Consider the following 17,946-nt stretch of genomic DNA (forward strand, 5'->3'; position numbering starts at 1 on the left):
ATCGCTGACGCAGCAAGGCGCCATCCCGCGCCTGACAGCGCTGGCCACCTACGGCATGGGCGCGCGCCGCCTGGCACTCCTATGGGTCGACAACGAGTACGGCAGGAACGGTCGTCAGGCATTGATCGACTCGGCGAACCGCCGCGGTGCCAGCGTGGTCTCGCGACCGACGCCGTGGCCGCGTCGGCCTACGCGCTTCCGGTCGTCGCCTCGTGTGTTCCGTAGAAGTGGCTGCCTGAATCGTCCCGCGGCGCGTTTTCAATGCGCCGTTCTCGTCCTGTCGTTCGCCGACCACGTTCGGCAGCGCTTGCGCCCCTGCCGCCCGGAGTCCGTTACGCTCCATGAATCGAACCGGCGACAGGAGGGCGCACATTGTTGGTTGATCTGGCCGATGCTGCGGGCCACCAGCAGTTGCTCAAGAGCATCAACCGGATGACCTTGGTCCGGCACCTGTGCGTGCACCCCGGCCTGTCGCGGGCCGACCTGGCGGTTGCGGTGCAGCTGACCAAGTCGACCGTCAGCATGCTGGTGCGCGAGCTGATCGACGAAGGCTGGCTGATCGAACACGAGGTCGTTGTCACCGGCGATCTGGGGCGGCGGCCGACGCCGTTGTTCATCGACCCCGGGCGCCTGGTGCTGCTGGGGGCGGAAGTGGGCATCGAGGGCGTGCGCGCGGTGGTCACCTCGCTGACCGGCGAGGTGCTGGCGCAGGGGCGTTCGGGTTACGGTGGCGCGCGCAGCGCCAAGGCCAGCATCGGCGTGCTCGCGGCCACCATGCTGAAGGTCGCCGGCCGGCTCGACGGCGCCAAGCAGCGGGTCATCGGCATCGGCGTCGGCCTGCCCGGCGGGGTGGACGAGGCGAGCGGCTTCCTGCATTTCGCGCCCAACCTGGGCTGGCGCGACGTGCCCGTGGGCGACCTGCTTGCCGAGAAGCTGGCCGGCTCGGTGCTTCAGCGCGTGCCGCTCTTGCCGGTGCGCACGTCGCGCCTGGGCGTGGATGCCGTGGCCGTGGGCGCGGCGGCGCTGGTGCGCTACCGCCTCACGCGTCCGCTGATCGGGCCGGCATACGCCGCCCGCGCGGCGTCTGCCGGCGCGTGAAGGACGTGGCCGCCCAGCCCAAGCCGCGCAAGACCCGCCGGGCCGCGACGCTGGCGGACGTCGGCCGCGAAGCCGGCGTCTCGGCGATGGCCGCGTCCGCCGTGCTCAACGCGGCGAAGACGTCGACCCGCATCTCCGACGAGACGCGCGCGCGTGTGCTGGCGGCCGCCGAGAAGCTGCGCTACCGGCCGAACGCCACCGCGCGTGGCTTGGCGCATCGGCGCATGAACACGCTGGGCGTCGCCGCCACGCTGGTGGGCGACGAGCCCAACCAGTACTTCCTGGAAGTCTTCAACGGCATCATCCAGGGCGCGGCGGCAGGCGGCCAGACCGTCACCGTCTTCACGCTGGGCAACTGGGACGAGGCGGTGCGGCGCATCCCCGTCTTCTGCGACGGGCGCATCGACGGTCTGATCCTGCTCGCGCCGCTGCTCGAGCCCGAGGCCGCGCAGTGGCTGCCCGAGCACACGCCGGTGGTTTCGGTGCATGCGAACCATGCGATCGCCGGCGCCGTGAATTTGGAGTCCGACGAGGAAGCCGGCGCATTCCAGATGACCAGCCGGCTGCTGGCGATGGGGCACCAGCGCATCCTGCACGTGGGTGGCCCGCTCGGCACGCTCGGCGCCGAGCGGCGCGTTCGGGGCTACCTGCGGGCCCATGCCACGGCCGGCGTGGCGCCGCCGGCCGACCACGTGCTGCGGGGCGCCTACAGCGTCGAGGCCGGCCGCGATGCGCTGGAGTCGTGGTTGCGCCATCACCGCGGCCAGCCGCTGCCCGACGCGGTGTTCGCCGCCAGCGATGCCATCGCGCTGGGCTGCTGCTCGCGCGCATCGAGGCGCGCGCGCACGACACCGCCTACGGCGGCCCCCGCAACATCGTGCTGCCCACCGAGCTCGTGCCCCGCGCCACCCTGGCGGCGCCACGCAAGGCGCTGCTGACCATCGCCTGAAGGACCAAGGCACGCTCGCTTTCCCCTAGGCGACCGTGCAGCGCGGGCGACTGCCGCTGCGTATAGTTCGGACATCGAATTTAATAAGCGGCAGCACTTCGCACGTCGACGGATCGGCGGGTCGTGCGCTGCCGGGCATCGAGGTCTCGTGATGGATTCCAGTACCAGCGGCAACCTCCGGCTGCAGCAGCGCAGCGCCGGCTTCCAGGCGGGTGGCCAAGAGGTCACCGAATACCTGCTCGACGCGGGCACCGGCGTCTCGCTGTCGGTGCTCGACCTGGGCGGCATCGTGACCGCGCTGCACTGCCCCGACCGGCACGGCCGTCGCGGCAACGTCGTGCTGGGACCGGCGCGGCTGGACGAGCACCTGCGTCGCGCGCGCAACGTCAGCAGCCTGGTCGGCCGCTACGCCGGCCGCATCGCAGGCGGGCGCTTCACGCTGGACGGTCGCGAAGTGCAGCTGGCGGTGAACGAGGGGCCGAACACGCTGCACGGCGGCCCGCAAGGCTTCGCCGACCGCCTCTGGACCGTCACGCCGATGCCGGACGCGGCGGACGGCAGTGCCGCGATCGAGCTGGCGCTCGTCAGCGAACACGGCGACCAGGGCTTCCCGGGCCGGCTGCAGGTGCGCGTGCGCTACACGCTGACGCGTGCCGGCGAATGGCGCATCGACTACCACGCCGTCACCGACCGGCCGACCGTGATCAACCTGACGCACCACGCCTACTGGAACCTGGCCGGCGGCGGCAGCATCGAGGACCACCGGCTGACCCTGCACGCCAGCCGCCATGCCGCGCTGGACGCGGCCATGATCCCGCAGGGGCTCGACGACGTGGCCGGCACGCCGCTGGACTTCCGCGCCGGCCGCCGCATCGGCGACGGCCTGCGCGCGCCGCATCCCCAGCTTCGCGCCGGCCGCGGCTACGACCACTTCTTCGAGCTTCACCGCGCCGGCCCCGGCCTGATCCGGGCGGCCCGGCTGGAAGACCCGGCGAGCGGCCGCGTGCTGGAGATCGAGACGACCGAGCCCGGCGTTCAGTTCTATTCCGGCAACTTCCTCGACGGCACGCTCGAAGGCTGCCATGGGGCGATGCTGCGACAGGGCGATGCGCTGTGCCTCGAGACGCAGCACATCGGCGACGCGCCGAATCGCGCGCAGGGTCCGAGCACCGTGCTGCGGCCCGGCGAGGTGTTCACCAGCACCACGGTGCATCGCCTGAGCGTTGCGTCCTAGTGCATGAAGGACGCGTCTGTCCGTCGATCAGCCGGCGAACGCGTTCGCCGGCAGGCCGGTCGTATCGGTGTCGATCGCGAACAACGCGCCGGCCTGCGGCTCGGCGGCGAGTTGCGCCGGATCCAGCCCGAAGCGGGCGCTGGTGATGAACAGCGTGCGCAGCGCCGCGCCGCCGAAGGCGACGTTGGTGATGTGCGACGCGGGCAAGGGCACGCGCAGCAGCTCCGCGGCCGTGTCCGGGTCGTGGCAGCTCACGCAGGCGGCGCCCCAGTGCGCAATCCACAGGCGGCCTTCGGCGTCCGTCGTCATGCCGTCCGGGTAGCCGTCGTCGGGATCGAAACGCAGCCACAGGCGGGGCCGGGTGATCCGGCCGCTGCCGGGATCGACGTCAAACGCCCAGACCGCGCGCTCCACCGTGTGATTGACGTACAGCGTGCGGCCGTCGAGCGACCACGTCGGGCCGTTGGTCACCGCCCAGCCGAGGTCTGCCGCGCGAACGGCGCGGCCATCGGCGCCGTAGCAGTAGAGCGCGCCCGTGGGGGCGCGGCAGTCGAAATCCATGCTGCCGGCCCAGAAGCGGCCGGCGGGGTCGCACTTGCCGTCGTTGAAGCGGTTGCCGGTGCGCTCGGGCTCCGGCTGGTGCAGGCGCTCGAGCCGGCCGCTGTCGGGGTCGAAGAGCGCCAGCCCGCGGCGCAGCGCGACGGCCAGGCCCGGACGGTCCTGCCGTTCGGCCACGGCCGAGACCGTCTCGTCGAAGTGCCATTGGCGGCGCTCGCCGCCGTTCGCATCGCAGCGGTAGAGCGTGTGGCCCAGGATGTCGACCCAATACAGCGCCTGCTCGCGCTCGGACCAGCAGGTGCCTTCGCCGAGCGTGGCGGCGGCGTCCCACAGGCAGCGCAGCGGCGACAGCAGGCGGGGGGAGGTGGTCATGGTTCAGTGCGAATCGCGCGGCACCGGCGCACCGCTGCCGCCGACCAGGAAGTCGAGGTCGGCACCCAGGTGGGCCTGCTGCACGTGGTCCACGTACAGCTTGTACCAGCCGCGCTCGGGCTTGGGCGGCGCGGTCCAGTCGGCGCGGCGGCGCGCCAGTTCCTCGTCGCAAACGTCCAGGTGCAGGCGGCGGCGCGCCACGTCGAGCTCGATGACGTCGCCGTTACGCACCAGCGCCAGCGGCCCGCCCGCGGCCGCCTCGGGCGAGGTGTGCAGCACCACGGTGCCGTAGGCGGTGCCGCTCATGCGCGCGTCGCTGATGCGCACCATGTCGGTGATGCCCTTGCGCAGCACCTTCGGCGGCAACGGCATGTTGCCGACCTCGGCCATGCCCGGGTAGCCGCGCGGGCCGCAGTTCTTCAGCACCATCACGCAGGTCTCGTCGATGTCCAGCGCCTCGTCGTCGATGCACGCGTGGAACTCCTCGATGCTCTCGAACACCACGGCGCGGCCGCGGTGCTTCAGCAAGTGCTCCGAGGCCGCCGAAGGCTTGATCACCGCACCGTCGGGCGCCAGGTTGCCGCGCAGCACGGCGATGCCGGCGGCGGGCTTGAAGGGCTCGTCGTACGGCCGGATCACCTCGCGGTTCCAGCACGGGGCCTTCTCGATGTTCTCGCCCACGGCCTTGCCGTTGACGGTCAGCGCGTCGGTGTGCAGCAGGTGGCGGATCTCGCGCATCACCGCGGGCAGCCCGCCGGCGTAGAAGAAGTCCTCCATCAGGAAGCGGCCCGAGGGCTGCAGGTCGACGAGGCAGGGCACCTCGGCACCCAGGCGGTCCCAGTCGTCGAGCGTCAGCTGCACGCCCATGCGGCCGGCCACGGCGAGCAGGTGGATCACCGCATTGGTCGAGCCGCCGATCGCCGCGTTGGTGCGGATCGCGTTCTCGAAGGCGGCGCGCGACAGGATCTTCGACATGCGCAGGTCTTCGTTGACCATCTCGACGATGCGCCGGCCCGTCAGCTGCGCGAGGCGGTTGCGCCGCGTGTCGGCCGCGGGGATGGCCGCGTTCTCGGGCAGCGCCATGCCCAGCGCCTCGACCATCGAGGCCATCGTCGAGGCGGTGCCCATCGTCATGCAGCTGCCCTTGGAGCGGTGCATGCAGCTTTCGGCCTCGGTGAACTCATCCATCGTCATCTCGCCGGCGCGCACCATCTCGCTCATCTGCCACACGCCGGTGCCCGAGCCGATGTCCTTGCCGCGGAACTTGCCGTTGAGCATCGGGCCGCCGGACAGGCCGATCGTCGGCAGGTCGCAGCTCGCCGCGCCCATCAGCAGCGCCGGCGTCGTCTTGTCGCAGCCCATCAGCAGCACGACACCGTCGATCGGATTGCCGCGGATCGATTCCTCGACGTCCATGCTGGCGAGGTTGCGGAACAGCATCGCGGTGGGCCGCAGCTGCGTCTCGCCCAGCGACATCACCGGGAACTCCAGCGGAAAGCCGCCGGCCTCGTAGACGCCGCGCTTGACGAACTCGGCCAGCTCGCGGAAGTGGCCGTTGCACGGCGTCAGCTCGCTCCACGTGTTGCAGATGCCGATGACCGGGCGGCCGTCGAGCAGGTCATGCGGGTAGCCCTGGTTCTTGATCCAGCTGCGGTGCACGAAACCGTCGCGATCGGTCCTGCCGAACCAGGCCTGGCTGCGGCGGAACGGCTTCTTCGAATCCATGAGCTCTCCTGGCACTTGACGGCCGCGAGCATATCGCCGCACACTGATATCAGAAAAATAACGAAATCAACTAGTGACATACACGTTTAGATATACAGACACGGAGAACCGCATGCCCGCGCCCGCCGCCCCCACCTCGTACCCCAGCCTGAAGGGCCGCCGCGTGTTCGTCACCGGAGGCGGCTCGGGCATCGGCGAAGCCATCGTCGAAGCCTTCGCCGTGCAGGGGGCGCAGGTCGCCTTCATCGACGTGGCGGAAGAGGCCAGTGCCGCGCTGGCGCAGCGGCTGGCGGCCGCGGGCCTGCCCAAGCCCTGGTGGGCGCGATGCGACGTGCGCGACCTGGACGCGCTGCGGCGCAGCCTCGCCGAGGCGGCCGCCGCGGTGGGCGACTTCCACGTGCTGGTGAACAACGTGGCGAGCGACGAGCGCCACGCGTTCGAGGACGTCACGCCCGAGTATTGGGACGAGCGCATGGCGCTGAACCAGCGCCCGGCCTTCTTCGCGATCCAGTCGGTGGTGCCCGGCATGCAGCGGCTGGGCGGCGGCGCGATCGTCAACCTGGGCTCCTCGGGCTGGCAGCTGAAGGAGGGCGCGTACCCGTGCTACGCGATCGCCAAGTCCTCGGTGAACGGGCTCACGCGCGGCCTGGCCAAGCCGCTCGGCGCCCACGGCATCCGCATCAACACGGTCACGCCCGGCTGGGTGATGACCGAGCGGCAGGTGAAGCTGTGGCTGACGCCCGAGGGCGAGGCCGCGCTCGAGCGCAACCAGTGCCTGAGCGACCGGCTGGCGCCGCGCGACATCGCGGCGATGGTGCTGTTCCTGGCCTCCGACGACGCGCGGCTGTGCACTGCGCAGGAGTTCAAGGTCGACGGCGGCTGGATGTGAACCGGCGGCCCGGGTGGCGGCGCGCCCGGCGCTGCCTCACGGCGCGGCGTCGAGCGTGATGCCGTACGCCGCCAGCGCGGCCTTGCGCAGCGCCTCGAGCATCGCCTTGCCGCCCGGCGACAACAGGCGGTCGGTGCGCGTGATGAGGCCGAAGCTGTCCATCTTGCAGGGCAGGTGGATCGGCAGCAGGGCGACCATGCCGTGCTCGGCGTAATAACGTGCGACATCGGTGGCCACCACCGCCAGCAGGTCGCTGCGCTGCAGCATGCGCGTGATGAACAGCAGCGCGGTGGTCTCGATCAGGTTGCCCGGCGGCTCGAGCCCTTCCTCCTGGAACATCAGCTCGAAGCGGTGGCGCAGCACGCTGCCCACCGGCGGCACGATCCAGCCCGCACCCACCAGGTCGCGCAGGCCCAGGCGCGCCACCGACAGCAGCGGGTGTCCGGGCCGCGCCACCGCGGACACCGGTTCTTCCACCAGCGACTGGTAGCGCAGCGCGCGCTTGTCGTGGGTCTCGAACAGGCGCCCGACCACCATGTCGAGCTTGCCCTGCTGCAGGCGCTCCATCAGCACATCGCTGGTCTCGATCTGGAGCGCAACGCGCAGGTTCGGATGCGCCTGCTTCACCAGCGCGATCGCCGCCGGCAGCAGCGTCATGCCCGGGGCGGTGATCGCGCCGATGCTGACCTGCCCGAGCCGGCCGGCCTTCAGCGCCTCGATCTCGTCATGCGCCTGCGACAGGCTGGCCAGCGCCATGCGGGCGTGGCGGATCATCGCCTCGCCGTACCAGGTCGGCCGCATGCCGCGCGGCAGACGCTCGAACAGCGACGCGCCCAGCGCGTCCTCCAGGTCCTTCAGCAGCTTCGAGGCCGCGGGCTGGGTCATGTTCAGCACCTGCGCCGCGCGATGGATGTTGCCTTCCTCCTCCATCGCCACCAGCAGCAGCAACTGGCGCGTCTTCAGGCGCGCGCGGATGAACCAGTGGGTGTACGGAGCGGGCATCGTTCAGGGCTCTGAATCAGGTATGCCAGATCGTATATCGATCATTGCTCAATATCTATTGGTTAGTTATCGGGTGACTTCGTAGGATGCGCCGCGAGAGCACCCCGGCCGGCCGCAGCCGCGCCCGACCCCGCAGGAGACACGATGCGACTGATCCAGTACCTCGATGCGCAAAGCCGCCAACGCGTGGCCGTCACGGCCGGCCGCGGCGAGCCGGTGCGTTCGATCGAGGGCTTCGACAGCAGCTACGCGCTGGCGCTGGCCGCGCTGCAGGCGCGCACGCCGCTGCAGGACTTCGTCGAGGGCCTGCCAATGCAGGCGGGCAACGAGAGCTGCGCCGAGTTGCTGGCGCAAGGCCGCGTGCTGCCGCCGCTGACGCACCCGGATCCGGCGCGCTGCCTGGTCAGCGGCACCGGCCTGACCCACCTGGGCAGCGCCGCGACGCGCGATGCGATGCACCACAAGCTCAGCGGTGACGAAGCGGCGCTGTCGGACTCGATGCGCATGTTCAAGTGGGGCGTCGAAGGCGGCCGCCCCACTGGTGAATCCGCCGGCGTGCAGCCCGAGTGGTTCTACAAGGGCGACGGCAGCATCGTCGCCGCGCCGGGTGCGGCGCTTCAGTCGCCCGCGTTCGCGCTCGACGGCGGCGAAGAGCCCGAGCTGGTGGGCCTGTACGTCATCGGTCCCGACGGCCGCCCCGCGCGCCTGGGCTTCGCCATCGGCAACGAGTTCTCCGACCACATCACCGAGCGCCAGAACTACCTGTACCTCGCGCATTCGAAGCTGCGGCCCTGCGCCGTGGGACCCGAGCTGCGCTTAGGCGCGCTGCCGGACGACCTGCGCGGCAGCAGCCGCATCCGCCGCGGCGCCGAGCTGGTGTGGGAGAAGCCTTTCGTGACCGGCGATGCCAACATGTGCCATTCGCTGGCCAACCTGGAGTTCCATCACTTCAAGTACGCGGCCCACCGTCGGCCGGGTGACGTGCACCTGCACTTCTTCGGCACCGCGACGCTGAGCTTCGCCGACGGCGTGCAGGTGCAGCCGGGCGACCGCTTCGAGATCGAGCTGCCCGGCTTCGGCGAGCCGCTGGTCAACCCGCTCGCGGCGGAGCCGACCGGCTTCGCCCTCGGCGACGTGCACGCGCTGTAATGAACATGCCCCCAAGCTCGCTTCGCTCGCGGCCCCCCGAGGGGGCGCGTCAGTGCCTACGGGCGGCCGGGCGCCACTGACATGGCAGCACTCAAGCACTTCATCAACGGCCGCTGGGAGACCGGCGTCACGCTCGGCTCCAGCGAGAACCCGTCCGACCTGTCGGACACCGTGGCCGAGTTCGCGCGCGCCGATGCCGCGCAGACCGAGGCCGCCATCCGCGCGGCAGCCGATGCGCGCGAGGACTGGGCCCACAGCACGCCGCAGCGCCGCTTCGAGGTGCTGGATGCGATCGGCAGCGAGATCCTGGCGCGCAAGGAGGAGCTCGGCCGGCTGCTGTCGCGCGAGGAGGGCAAGACGCTGCCCGAAGGCGTCGGCGAGGCGGCGCGCGCCGGCCAGATCTTCAAGTTCTTCGCCGCCGAGGCGCTGCGCATCCCCGGCGAGAAGCTGGCTTCGGTGCGGCCCGGCGTGGAGGTGGACGTCACGCGCGAGCCGGTGGGCGTGATCGGGCTGATCGCGCCGTGGAACTTCCCGCTGGCCATTCCCGCCTGGAAGATCGCGCCGGCGCTGGCCTACGGCAACACGGTGGTCTTCAAGCCCGCCGAGCTGGTGCCCGCCTGCGCCGCGGCGCTGGCCGAGATCATCAGCCGCGCCGGCCTGCCCGCGGGCGTGTTCAACCTGGTGATGGGCAGCGGGCGACTGGTGGGGCAGACCATCGTCGACAGCCCGCTGGTCGATGCGATCAGCTTCACCGGTTCGGTGTCCGTCGGCCAAGGGCTGCTGAAGTCCGCGGCGGCGCGCCAGGCGAGGGTGCAGCTCGAGATGGGCGGCAAGAACCCGCTCGTCGTGCTCGACGATGCCGAGCTCGACCGGGCGGTGGACTGCGCGGTGCAGGGCAGCTTCTTCTCGACCGGGCAGCGCTGCACGGCGTCGAGCCGGATCATCGTCACGCCGGGCATCTTCGACCGCTTCGTCAGCGCGCTGCGCGAGCGCACGCGGGCGCTGGTGGTCGACCATGCGCTCAAGCGCGGCACGGAGATCGGCCCGGTGGTCAGCCAGGCGCAGCTCGAGCAGAACCTGTCGTACCTGGAGATCGGCCGCGCCGAAGGCGCCGAGTGGCTGGCCGGCGGCGAGCGCCTGCAGCGCGATACGCGCGGCCACTACATGAGCCCGGCGCTGTTCATCGCCGAGCCGCAGCACCGCATCGCGCGCGAGGAGATCTTCGGCCCGGTGGCCTGCGTGATCCGCGCGCAGGACTACGAGCATGCGCTGGCGCTGGCCAACGACACCCCGTTCGGCCTGTGCGCCGGCATCTGCACCGGCAGCCTGAAGCATGCCGCTCACTTCCGTCGTCATGCCCAGGTCGGCATGGTGATGGTGAACCTGCCCACCGCCGGGGTGGACTTCCACGTGCCCTTCGGCGGACGCAAGGGTTCGAGCCACGGCCCGCGCGAGCAGGGCCGCCATGCCGTGGAGTTCTACACCACGGTCAAGACCGCCTACATCCACGCGTGATCACGCGCACGACAGCAGAGGAGACAAGAGCATGAACATCCCACGTCGCACCGTCCTGGCCGCCACCGCGGCTGCCGCGCTCGCCAGCGCACTGCCCGCCATGGCGCAGAAGAAGATCGTGCTGGGTTTCAGCCAGATCGGCGCCGAGAGCGAATGGCGCACCGCGAACTCCGAATCGATCAAGCAGTCGGCCAAGGACGCGGGCATCGAGCTGAAGTTCTCCGATGCGCAGCAGAAGCAGGAGAACCAGATCAAGGCCATCCGCTCGTTCATCGCGCAGAAGGTCGACGTGATCGCGTTCTCGCCGGTGGTCGAAAGCGGCTGGGGCACCGTGCTGCGCGAGGCCAAGGCGGCCAAGATCCCGGTGATCCTGACCGACCGTGCCGTCAACGAGAAGGACGACTCGTTGTGGGTCACCTTCATGGGCTCGGACTTCGTCGAGGAAGGCCGCAAGGCCGGCCGCTGGCTGGTCGACAAGATGAAGGACGCCAAGGGCGAGGTGAACATCGTCGAGCTGCAGGGCACGGTGGGCTCCGCGCCGGCGATCGACCGCAAGAAGGGCTTCGAGGAAATCGTCAAGGCCGATCCGAAGTTCAAGATCATCCGTTCGCAGACCGGCGACTTCACCCGCGCCAAGGGCAAGGAGGTGATGGAAGCCTTCCTGAAGGCCGAGGGCAAGAAGATCAACGTGCTCTACGCGCACAACGACGACATGGCGATCGGCGCGATCCAGGCCATCGAGGAAGCGGGCCTGAAGCCGGCGAAGGACATCGTGATCATCTCGATCGACGCCGTGAAGGGCGCCTTCGAGGCCATGATGGCCGGCAAGCTCAACGTCAGCGTCGAGTGCAGCCCGCTGCTCGGCGGGCAGCTGATGCAGGCCGTGAAGGACCTCAAGGCCGGCAAGACGCTGCCCAAGCGCATCGTCACGGAGGAGGGCATCTTCCCGATGGAAGTCGCCGCCAAGGAATTCCCCAAGCGCAAGTATTGATTGAAGCGCAAGCACCGATCAGGAGACGTTGATGAAGAAATGGATCACCCGGCTGGCCGCAGCGGCGACGTGCACGGCAGCGTTCCTGCAGCCCGCCGCGGCGCAGGACAAGGGCACGGTCGGCATCGCCATGCCCACCAAGTCGTCGTCGCGCTGGATCGCCGACGGCCAGAACATGGTCAAGGAGTTCCAGGCCAAGGGCTACAAGGCCGACCTGCAGTACGCCGAGGACGACATCCCGAACCAGCTGGCCCAGGTGGAGAACATGATCACCAAGGGCGTGAAGGTCCTGGTGATCGCGGCGATCGACGGCACCACGCTGTCCGGCGCGCTGCAGAAGGCGGCCGACAAGGGCGTCAAGGTCATCGCCTACGACCGGCTGATCCGCGGCACGAAGAACGTCGACTACTACACCACCTTCGACAACTTCCAGGTCGGCGTGCTGCAGGCGGGCTCGATCGTCGACAAGCTGGGTCTCAAGCAGGGCAAGGGCCCCTTCAACATCGAGCTCTTCGGCGGCAGCCCGGACGACAACAACGCCTTCTTCTTCTACGACGGCGCGATGAGCGTGCTCAAGCCCTACATCGACAGCGGCAAGCTGGTGGTGCGCAGCAAGCAGATGGGCATGGACAAGGTGGGCACGCTGCGCTGGGACGGCGCCACCGCGCAGGCGCGCATGGACAATCTCCTGTCGGCCTTCTACGGGCGTGACAAGCTGCATGCGGTGCTGAGCCCGTACGACGGCATCTCGATCGGCATCCTGTCGTCGCTGAAGGGCGTGGGCTACTGCAGCGCGCAGCAGCCCTGCCCGGTGGTCAGCGGGCAGGACGCCGAGGTCCCGTCGGTGAAGTCGATCCTGCGCAGCGAGCAGAGCTCCACCGTGTTCAAGGACACGCGCGACCTGGCGCGGGTGACGGTGAACCTGGTGGATGCCGTGCTGGCCGGCAAGCAGCCGGAGATCAACGACACCAAGACCTACAACAACGGCACCAAGGTCGTGCCGTCCTACCTGCTGAAGCCGGTGGCCGTCGATTCGGGCAACTGGAAGAAGGTGCTGGTCGACAGCGGCTACTACAAGGAGTCGCAGCTGCGCTGAAAGCCGTCGGGCCGCCTCGCGCCGCGTGATGGCGCGAACGGCTCCGCAGGGCGCTGACATCCATGGACGTTTTGCTCGACATGCGGGGCATCCGCAAGACCTTCCCCGGCGTGGTCGCGCTCGACGGTGTGAACCTGGCCGTGCGCGCCGGCGAGATCCACGCCATCGTCGGCGAAAACGGCGCCGGCAAGTCCACGCTGATGAAGGTGCTGTCGGGCGTCTACCCGCACGGCAGCTACGAGGGCGAGATCCGCTTCGAGGGCGAGCTGCGCCGCTTCGCCGGCATCGCCGACAGCGAAGCCTGCGGCGTCATCATCATCCACCAGGAACTGGCGCTGGTGCCGCTGCTGTCGATCGCCGAGAACGTGTTCCTCGGCCATGAGACGGCACGCGGCGGCGTCATCGACTGGGCGCTCGCGCATCGCCGCGCGCGCGAGCTGCTGGCGCGCGTCGGGCTGAAGGAATCGCCGGCCACGCTGGTGACCGACCTCGGCGTGGGCAAGCAGCAGCTGGTGGAGATCGCCAAGGCACTGGCCAAGGAAGTGAAGCTGCTGATCCTCGACGAGCCCACCGCCAGCCTGAACGAGAGCGACAGCGCTGCCTTGCTGAACCTGCTGCTGGAGCTGAAGCGGCAAGGCATCGCCTGCATCCTGATCTCGCACAAGCTCAACGAGATCGAGCGCGTGGCCGATGCGATCACCGTGCTGCGCGACGGGGCCACCGTCGCGCACCTGGACTGCCGCACGGTGGTGCCGCGGCAGGATCTGATCATCCGCCACATGGTCGGCCGCGAGATGGCCGACCGCTACCCGAAGCGCACGCCGAAGATCGGCGACACCGTGTTCGAGCTGCGCGACTGGTGGGTGCACCACCCGCTGCATGCCGAACGCGCCGTCGTGAAGGGCGTGAACCTGCAGGTCAGGCGCGGCGAGATCGTCGGCATCGCCGGCCTGATGGGCGCCGGCCGCACCGAGCTGGCGATGAGCGTCTTCGGCCGCAGCTGGGGCAGGCGCATCCGCGGCACGGCACTGGTGCACGGCGAGCCGCGCGACCTGTCGACCGTGCAGAAGGCGGTGGACGCGGGCCTGGCCTACGTCACCGAGGACCGCAAGTCGCTCGGGCTGGTGCTGAACGACTCGATCACCCGCAATACCACGCTGGCCAACCTCGAGGGCGTGGCCCGGCACGGCGTCATCGACGAAGGCCGCGAGCACCGCGTGGCCGAGGACTTCAGGCGCAAGCTCGCCACGCGCTGCGCCGGCGTGCACCAGCCGGTGGTCAACCTCTCGGGCGGCAACCAGCAGAAGGTGGTGCTGGCGAAGTGGCTCTTCTCCGAGCCCGAACTGCTGATCCTGGACGAGCCGACCCGCGGCATCGACGTCGGCGCGAAGTTCGAGATCTACTCCCTCATCGCGCGGCTGGCCGAGGAAGGCCGCGCCATCGTGCTGATCTCCTCCGAGATGCCGGAGCTGCTGGGCCTGGCCGACCGCCTCTACGTGATGAACGAAGGCCAGTTCGTCGCGGAATTCCCGGTGGCGCAAGCGTCGCAGGAGCGGATCATGCATGCCATCGTCAACGCGAGTCGCAATGAGCGCTGTGCCTGAAGCCGAATTCTCCACCCCGCGGCGCGACGCCGCCGGCGCGCGCGAGGCCGCCCACTTCCTGAAGCAGAACCTGCGCGAGTACGGCATGCTGCTGTCGCTCGTCGCCATCATGGTGTTCTTCCAGGTGATGACCGACGGCACGCTGCTGCAGCCGCTGAACCTGACGAACCTGGTGCTGCAGAACAGCTACATCGTCATCATGGCGCTGGGCATGCTGCTGGTGATCGTCGCCGGGCACATCGACCTGTCGGTGGGCTCGGTGTGCGGCTTCATCGGCGCGCTCGCGGCGGTGCTGATGGTGAACTTCGACTGGCACTTCGTGCCGGCCACGCTGGCCTGCCTGGCCGCGGGTGCGGCGATCGGCGCGGCGCAGGGCTGGTTCGTCGCCTACTTCAAGATTCCTTCGTTCATCGTCACGCTGGCCGGGATGCTGGTGTTCAAGGGACTCGCGCTGGCGCTGCTGCAGGGGCAGTCGGTCGGGCCGTTCCCGGAAACATTCCAGCTGCTCAGCTCGGGCTTCATCCCCGAGGTCTTCGCCTCCGGGGCGGGGTCCGAGCTGCGCTTCACCTCGCTGCTGCTGGGCGTCGGCGTGGCCGCGGCGATGGTCGTGGCGGCGTGGCGCGCGCGCAGCCATGCGCAGATGCACGGCATGGAGCTGGAGCCCTTCGCGCTCTTCGTCGCACGCAACGCGGTGTTCGCCGCGATCCTCGTCGGCCTGGCGTGGGTGATGGCCTCGTACAAGGGCCTGCCCAACGTGCTGATCGTGATGTTCGTGCTGATGGTGGCCTACGATTTCGTGACCTCGCGCACGGTGCCTGGCCGCCGGCTTTACGCGTTGGGAGGCAACGAGAAGGCCGCACGGCTGTCGGGCATCAAGACGGAGCGCCTGGCCTTCCTGACCTTCGTCAACATGGGCGTGCTGGCCGCGCTGGCGGGGCTCGTCTTCGCCGCGCGACTGAACACGGCCACGCCCAAGGCGGGCCTGGGCTTCGAGCTGGACGTGATCGCCGCCTGCTTCATCGGCGGCGCCTCGGCCTCGGGCGGCGTCGGCAAGGTGATGGGCGCGGTGATCGGCGCCTTCGTGATGGGCGTGATGAACAACGGCATGTCCATCCTCGGCATCGGCATCGACTACCAGCAGGTGATCAAGGGCGGGGTGCTGCTGGCCGCGGTGTGCCTGGACGTCTACAACAAGAACAAGTAGCGGATGCTGCGGCTCTCCGGGATCACCAAGCGCTTCGTCGGCGTGCAGGCGCTGCGCGACGTGCAGTTGCACCTGCGCGCGGGCGAAGTGCATGCGTTGATGGGACAGAACGGCGCCGGCAAGTCCACGTTGATCAAGGTGCTCACCGGCGTGCACCCGGCCGACGACGGCGAGATCCGCCTCGCCGGTGAGCCGATCCGCCCGCGCTCGCCGGCCGAGGCGCAAGGCGTCGGCATCGCGACCGTCTACCAGGAGGTGAACCTCTGCGGCAACCTCTCGGTGGCCGAGAACATCTTCGCCGGCCGCCTGCCGCGGCGCGCCGGATTCATCGACCGCGCGCGCATGGTGCGCGAAGCGCGCGAACTGCTGCGCCGACTGCATCTGGACATCGACGTGGGGCAGCCGCTGGGCCGCTACCCGGTGGCGGTGCAGCAGATGGTGGCGATCGCGCGCGCGCTGGGCATGCACTCGCGCGTGCTGATCCTCGACGAGCCTTCCTCCAGCCTCGATGCCGACGAGGTGCAGCACCTCTTCGCCGTGCTGCGCGGGCTGCGCGCGCAGGGGCTGGCGATCCTCTTCGTCACGCACTTCCTCGACGAGGTCTACGCGCTGGCCGACCGCATCACGGTGCTGCGCAACGGCGAGTTCGTCGGCGAATACACGCCGCCCGAGCTGCCCGCGCCGGCGCTGGTGGCGGCGATGATCGGCCGCGAGCTGGCCGCCGAGGGCGCACGCCAGCCGGCCGCGGCGTCGGGCGGCGGCGCGCCGCTGCTCGAGACGCGGGGCCTGGCGCGCCGCGGCGCGCTGCAGCCCGCAGACCTGCAGATCCGGCCCGGCGAAGTGCTGGGGCTTGCGGGGCTGCTCGGCTCGGGCCGCACGGAGCTCGCGCGGCTGCTCTTCGGCATGGACCGGCCCGACCGCGGCGAGCTGCGCGTCGATGGCCGCGTGGTGAGCTTCGAGCATCCGGCGCAGGCGGTCGCGCTCGGCCTGGCGATGTGCCCGGAGGAGCGCAAGATCGACGGCATCGTCGCCGACCTGTCGGTGCGCGAGAACATCGTGCTGGCGCTGCAGGCGCGGCAGGGGCTGTGGAAGGTCCTGTCGCGGCGGCGCCAGCAGGAGATCGCAGAGCGCTACATCCGCGCGCTCGACATCCGCACCGCCGATGCGGATACCCCCATCGGTCAGCTGTCGGGCGGCAACCAGCAGAAGGCGATCCTGGCGCGCTGGCTGGCGACCGAGCCCCGGCTGCTGATCCTGGACGAACCGACACGCGGCATCGATGTCGCGGCGAAGCAGGAGATCATGAACGAGATCGTGCGCCTGGCGCGCGCCGGACTGGCGGTGCTGTTCGTCTCGTCGGAGCTCGACGAGATTGCGCGCCTGGCCGACCGCATCGCGGTGCTGCGCGAGCGGCGCCTCGTCGGCGAGCTGCCCGGCGGCAGCGACGAGGCGACCATCGGACGGCTGATCACCGGGGCGGTGACATGAGCGCGTCGCGCCGCCTGTTCGGCCACCGGCTGTTCTGGCCCGTACTTACGCTGCTCGCGCTGCTGGCGCTGAACGCGGCCTTCAACCCGGGCTTTCTGCAACTGCGCTGGCGCGACGGGCATCTCTACGGCAGCCTGATCGACATCCTCAACCGCGCTGCGCCGCTGGTGCTGGTGTCGCTCGGCATGACGATGGTGATCGCCACGCGCGGCATCGACATCTCGGTCGGTGCGGTGGTGGCGATCAGCGCGGCGATCGCCGCGCTGATGGTCGGCGGCCAGCTCACGGTGGTCGACGGCGTACCGACGATGAACAGCCGCTTCCCGATGCCTGTGGCGCTGGCGGCGGCGCTCGGCGTGGCCGCGCTGTGCGGGTTGTGGAACGGCGTGCTGGTGGCCGGTGTCGGCATGCAGCCGATCATCGCCACGCTGATCCTGATGGTGGCCGGGCGCGGCATCGCGCAATTGCTCACCGGCGGGCAGATCATCACGGTGTACTACCCGCCGTACTTCCACCTCGGCAATGGCTACCTGCTGGGGCTGCCGTTCTCGGTGTTCGTGGCCGGCGCGGTGGCACTGGCGCTGCACGGAATGCTGACGCGCACCGCGCTGGGCCTGTTCGTGCAGGCCATCGGCATCAATCCCGCGGCCGCGCACATGGCCGGCGTGCGGCAGAAGCGGATCACCGTGGCCGCCTACGTGTTCTGCGGCCTGTGCGCCGGCCTGGCCGGGCTGCTGATCAGCTCCAACGTCAAGAGCGCCGACGGCAACAACGCCGGCCTGCTGATGGAGCTGGACGCGATCCTGGCGGTCACGCTCGGCGGCACGCTGCTGACCGGCGGCCGCTTCAGCCTGGCCGGCACCGTGCTCGGCGCGCTGATCATCCAGACGCTGACCTCCACGATCTACTCGATCGGCGTGCCGCCGGAAATGAACCTGCTGGTCAAGGCGGCGGTGGTGTTCGTCGTGATGCTGCTGCAATCGGCGGAATTCCGGGCGATGGTGCGGCAGTGGGCGGTGCGTCCCGCGCCGGGGGCTGTGCGATGAACGTGCCCGCCCAGGAGGGTGCGCCG

15 protein-coding genes are annotated in these 17,946 nt (G+C 70.0%); 12 read left to right on the forward strand and 3 right to left on the reverse strand.

The window, feature by feature from the left end:
• Positions 1 to 372: 372 nt before the first annotated feature.
• The 3 genes from HLB44_RS29465 (at position 373) to HLB44_RS29475 (ending at position 3,281) form a co-directional block, all read left to right on the forward strand.
• On the forward strand, positions 373 to 1,098 hold the full coding sequence (locus tag HLB44_RS29465) for an ROK family transcriptional regulator (RefSeq protein ID WP_173131685.1): 726 nt from the start codon (positions 373 to 375) through the stop codon (positions 1,096 to 1,098).
• 5 nt (positions 1,099 to 1,103) lie between these two features.
• Entirely contained in the window at positions 1,104 to 2,036 is a 933-nt protein-coding gene (locus tag HLB44_RS29470; RefSeq protein ID WP_173131688.1) for a LacI family DNA-binding transcriptional regulator, read from the forward strand.
• A gap of 162 nt (positions 2,037 to 2,198) precedes the next feature.
• Complete coding sequence (locus HLB44_RS29475) at positions 2,199 to 3,281, forward strand: aldose epimerase family protein (RefSeq protein ID WP_173131691.1); 1,083 nt, start codon at positions 2,199 to 2,201, stop codon at positions 3,279 to 3,281.
• Positions 3,282 to 3,308: 27 nt separating this feature from the next.
• Here HLB44_RS29475 and HLB44_RS29480 read toward each other — a convergent pair whose 3' ends face one another.
• A complete protein-coding gene (locus HLB44_RS29480) occupies positions 3,309 to 4,211 on the reverse strand; it encodes an SMP-30/gluconolactonase/LRE family protein (RefSeq protein WP_173131694.1) in 903 nt (300 codons plus the stop codon).
• 3 nt (positions 4,212 to 4,214) lie between these two features.
• Positions 4,215 to 5,936, reverse strand: a complete 1,722-nt coding sequence (araD, locus tag HLB44_RS29485) for an L-arabinonate dehydratase (RefSeq protein WP_173131697.1) — start codon at positions 5,934 to 5,936, stop codon at positions 4,215 to 4,217.
• Positions 5,937 to 6,048: 112 nt separating this feature from the next.
• On the opposite strand from araD, the gene HLB44_RS29490 reads away from it, so the two are divergent.
• Entirely contained in the window at positions 6,049 to 6,825 is a 777-nt protein-coding gene (locus HLB44_RS29490; RefSeq protein WP_173131699.1) for an SDR family NAD(P)-dependent oxidoreductase, read from the forward strand.
• 36 nt (positions 6,826 to 6,861) lie between these two features.
• On the opposite strand, the gene HLB44_RS29495 is transcribed toward HLB44_RS29490, so the two are convergent.
• Positions 6,862 to 7,827 (reverse strand): LysR family transcriptional regulator, encoded by a 966-nt coding sequence (locus tag HLB44_RS29495; RefSeq protein ID WP_173131702.1) that lies wholly within the window; start codon positions 7,825 to 7,827, stop codon positions 6,862 to 6,864.
• Positions 7,828 to 7,971: 144 nt separating this feature from the next.
• Here HLB44_RS29495 and araD1 point away from each other — a divergent pair, with 144 nt between their 5' ends.
• The 8 genes from araD1 (at position 7,972) to HLB44_RS29535 (ending at position 17,920) form a co-directional block, all read left to right on the forward strand.
• Positions 7,972 to 8,976 (forward strand): AraD1 family protein, encoded by a 1,005-nt coding sequence (gene araD1 / locus HLB44_RS29500; RefSeq protein ID WP_173131705.1) that lies wholly within the window; start codon positions 7,972 to 7,974, stop codon positions 8,974 to 8,976.
• An 81-nt stretch (positions 8,977 to 9,057) separates the two neighbouring features.
• Positions 9,058 to 10,491, forward strand: a complete 1,434-nt coding sequence (locus tag HLB44_RS29505; RefSeq protein WP_173131708.1) for an aldehyde dehydrogenase family protein — start codon at positions 9,058 to 9,060, stop codon at positions 10,489 to 10,491.
• Between the two features lie 31 nt (positions 10,492 to 10,522).
• Complete coding sequence (locus HLB44_RS29510; protein WP_173131711.1) at positions 10,523 to 11,482, forward strand: ABC transporter substrate-binding protein; 960 nt, start codon at positions 10,523 to 10,525, stop codon at positions 11,480 to 11,482.
• 31 nt (positions 11,483 to 11,513) lie between these two features.
• The gene (gene chvE, locus HLB44_RS29515) at positions 11,514 to 12,578 is read left to right on the forward strand and encodes a multiple monosaccharide ABC transporter substrate-binding protein (protein WP_173131714.1); all 1,065 of its coding nucleotides are present in this window, start codon (positions 11,514 to 11,516) and stop codon (positions 12,576 to 12,578) included.
• A gap of 62 nt (positions 12,579 to 12,640) precedes the next feature.
• Entirely contained in the window at positions 12,641 to 14,182 is a 1,542-nt protein-coding gene (gene mmsA, locus HLB44_RS29520) for a multiple monosaccharide ABC transporter ATP-binding protein (RefSeq protein ID WP_173131717.1), read from the forward strand.
• Positions 14,166 to 15,386, forward strand: coding sequence for a multiple monosaccharide ABC transporter permease (gene mmsB, locus HLB44_RS29525; protein ID WP_173131720.1), 1,221 nt, complete (start codon positions 14,166 to 14,168; stop codon positions 15,384 to 15,386). Before mmsA ends, mmsB begins: the two co-directional genes overlap by 17 nt.
• Before the next feature lie 3 nt (positions 15,387 to 15,389).
• Complete coding sequence (locus HLB44_RS29530) at positions 15,390 to 16,874, forward strand: sugar ABC transporter ATP-binding protein (RefSeq protein ID WP_173131724.1); 1,485 nt, start codon at positions 15,390 to 15,392, stop codon at positions 16,872 to 16,874.
• On the forward strand, positions 16,871 to 17,920 hold the full coding sequence (locus HLB44_RS29535) for an ABC transporter permease (RefSeq protein ID WP_173131727.1): 1,050 nt from the start codon (positions 16,871 to 16,873) through the stop codon (positions 17,918 to 17,920). The genes HLB44_RS29530 and HLB44_RS29535 overlap by 4 nt, the downstream gene beginning before the upstream one ends.
• Positions 17,921 to 17,946: the final 26 nt, after the last annotated feature.

It is taken from the genome of Pseudaquabacterium terrae, from assembly GCF_013266755.1.
GTDB lineage: Bacteria > Pseudomonadota > Gammaproteobacteria > Burkholderiales > Burkholderiaceae_C > Pseudaquabacterium > Pseudaquabacterium terrae.

What these genes read in the sequence shown, in the direction of transcription:
- HLB44_RS29530 (WP_173131724.1), top strand. Translation starts at nt 15,390, where the DNA reads ATGCTGCGGCTCTCCGGGATCACCAAGCGCTTCGTCGGCGTGCAGGCG.
- araD (WP_173131697.1), bottom strand. Translation starts at nt 5,936, where the DNA reads ATGGATTCGAAGAAGCCGTTCCGCCGCAGCCAGGCCTGGTTCGGCAGG.
- HLB44_RS29480 (WP_173131694.1), bottom strand. Translation starts at nt 4,211, where the DNA reads ATGACCACCTCCCCCCGCCTGCTGTCGCCGCTGCGCTGCCTGTGGGAC.
- mmsA (WP_173131717.1), top strand. Translation starts at nt 12,641, where the DNA reads ATGGACGTTTTGCTCGACATGCGGGGCATCCGCAAGACCTTCCCCGGC.
- araD1 (WP_173131705.1), top strand. Translation starts at nt 7,972, where the DNA reads ATGCGACTGATCCAGTACCTCGATGCGCAAAGCCGCCAACGCGTGGCC.
- HLB44_RS29535 (WP_173131727.1), top strand. Translation starts at nt 16,871, where the DNA reads ATGAGCGCGTCGCGCCGCCTGTTCGGCCACCGGCTGTTCTGGCCCGTA.
- HLB44_RS29495 (WP_173131702.1), bottom strand. Translation starts at nt 7,827, where the DNA reads ATGCCCGCTCCGTACACCCACTGGTTCATCCGCGCGCGCCTGAAGACG.
- HLB44_RS29490 (WP_173131699.1), top strand. Translation starts at nt 6,049, where the DNA reads ATGCCCGCGCCCGCCGCCCCCACCTCGTACCCCAGCCTGAAGGGCCGC.
- HLB44_RS29505 (WP_173131708.1), top strand. Translation starts at nt 9,058, where the DNA reads ATGGCAGCACTCAAGCACTTCATCAACGGCCGCTGGGAGACCGGCGTC.
- chvE (WP_173131714.1), top strand. Translation starts at nt 11,514, where the DNA reads ATGAAGAAATGGATCACCCGGCTGGCCGCAGCGGCGACGTGCACGGCA.
- HLB44_RS29475 (WP_173131691.1), top strand. Translation starts at nt 2,199, where the DNA reads ATGGATTCCAGTACCAGCGGCAACCTCCGGCTGCAGCAGCGCAGCGCC.
- HLB44_RS29510 (WP_173131711.1), top strand. Translation starts at nt 10,523, where the DNA reads ATGAACATCCCACGTCGCACCGTCCTGGCCGCCACCGCGGCTGCCGCG.
- mmsB (WP_173131720.1), top strand. Translation starts at nt 14,166, where the DNA reads ATGAGCGCTGTGCCTGAAGCCGAATTCTCCACCCCGCGGCGCGACGCC.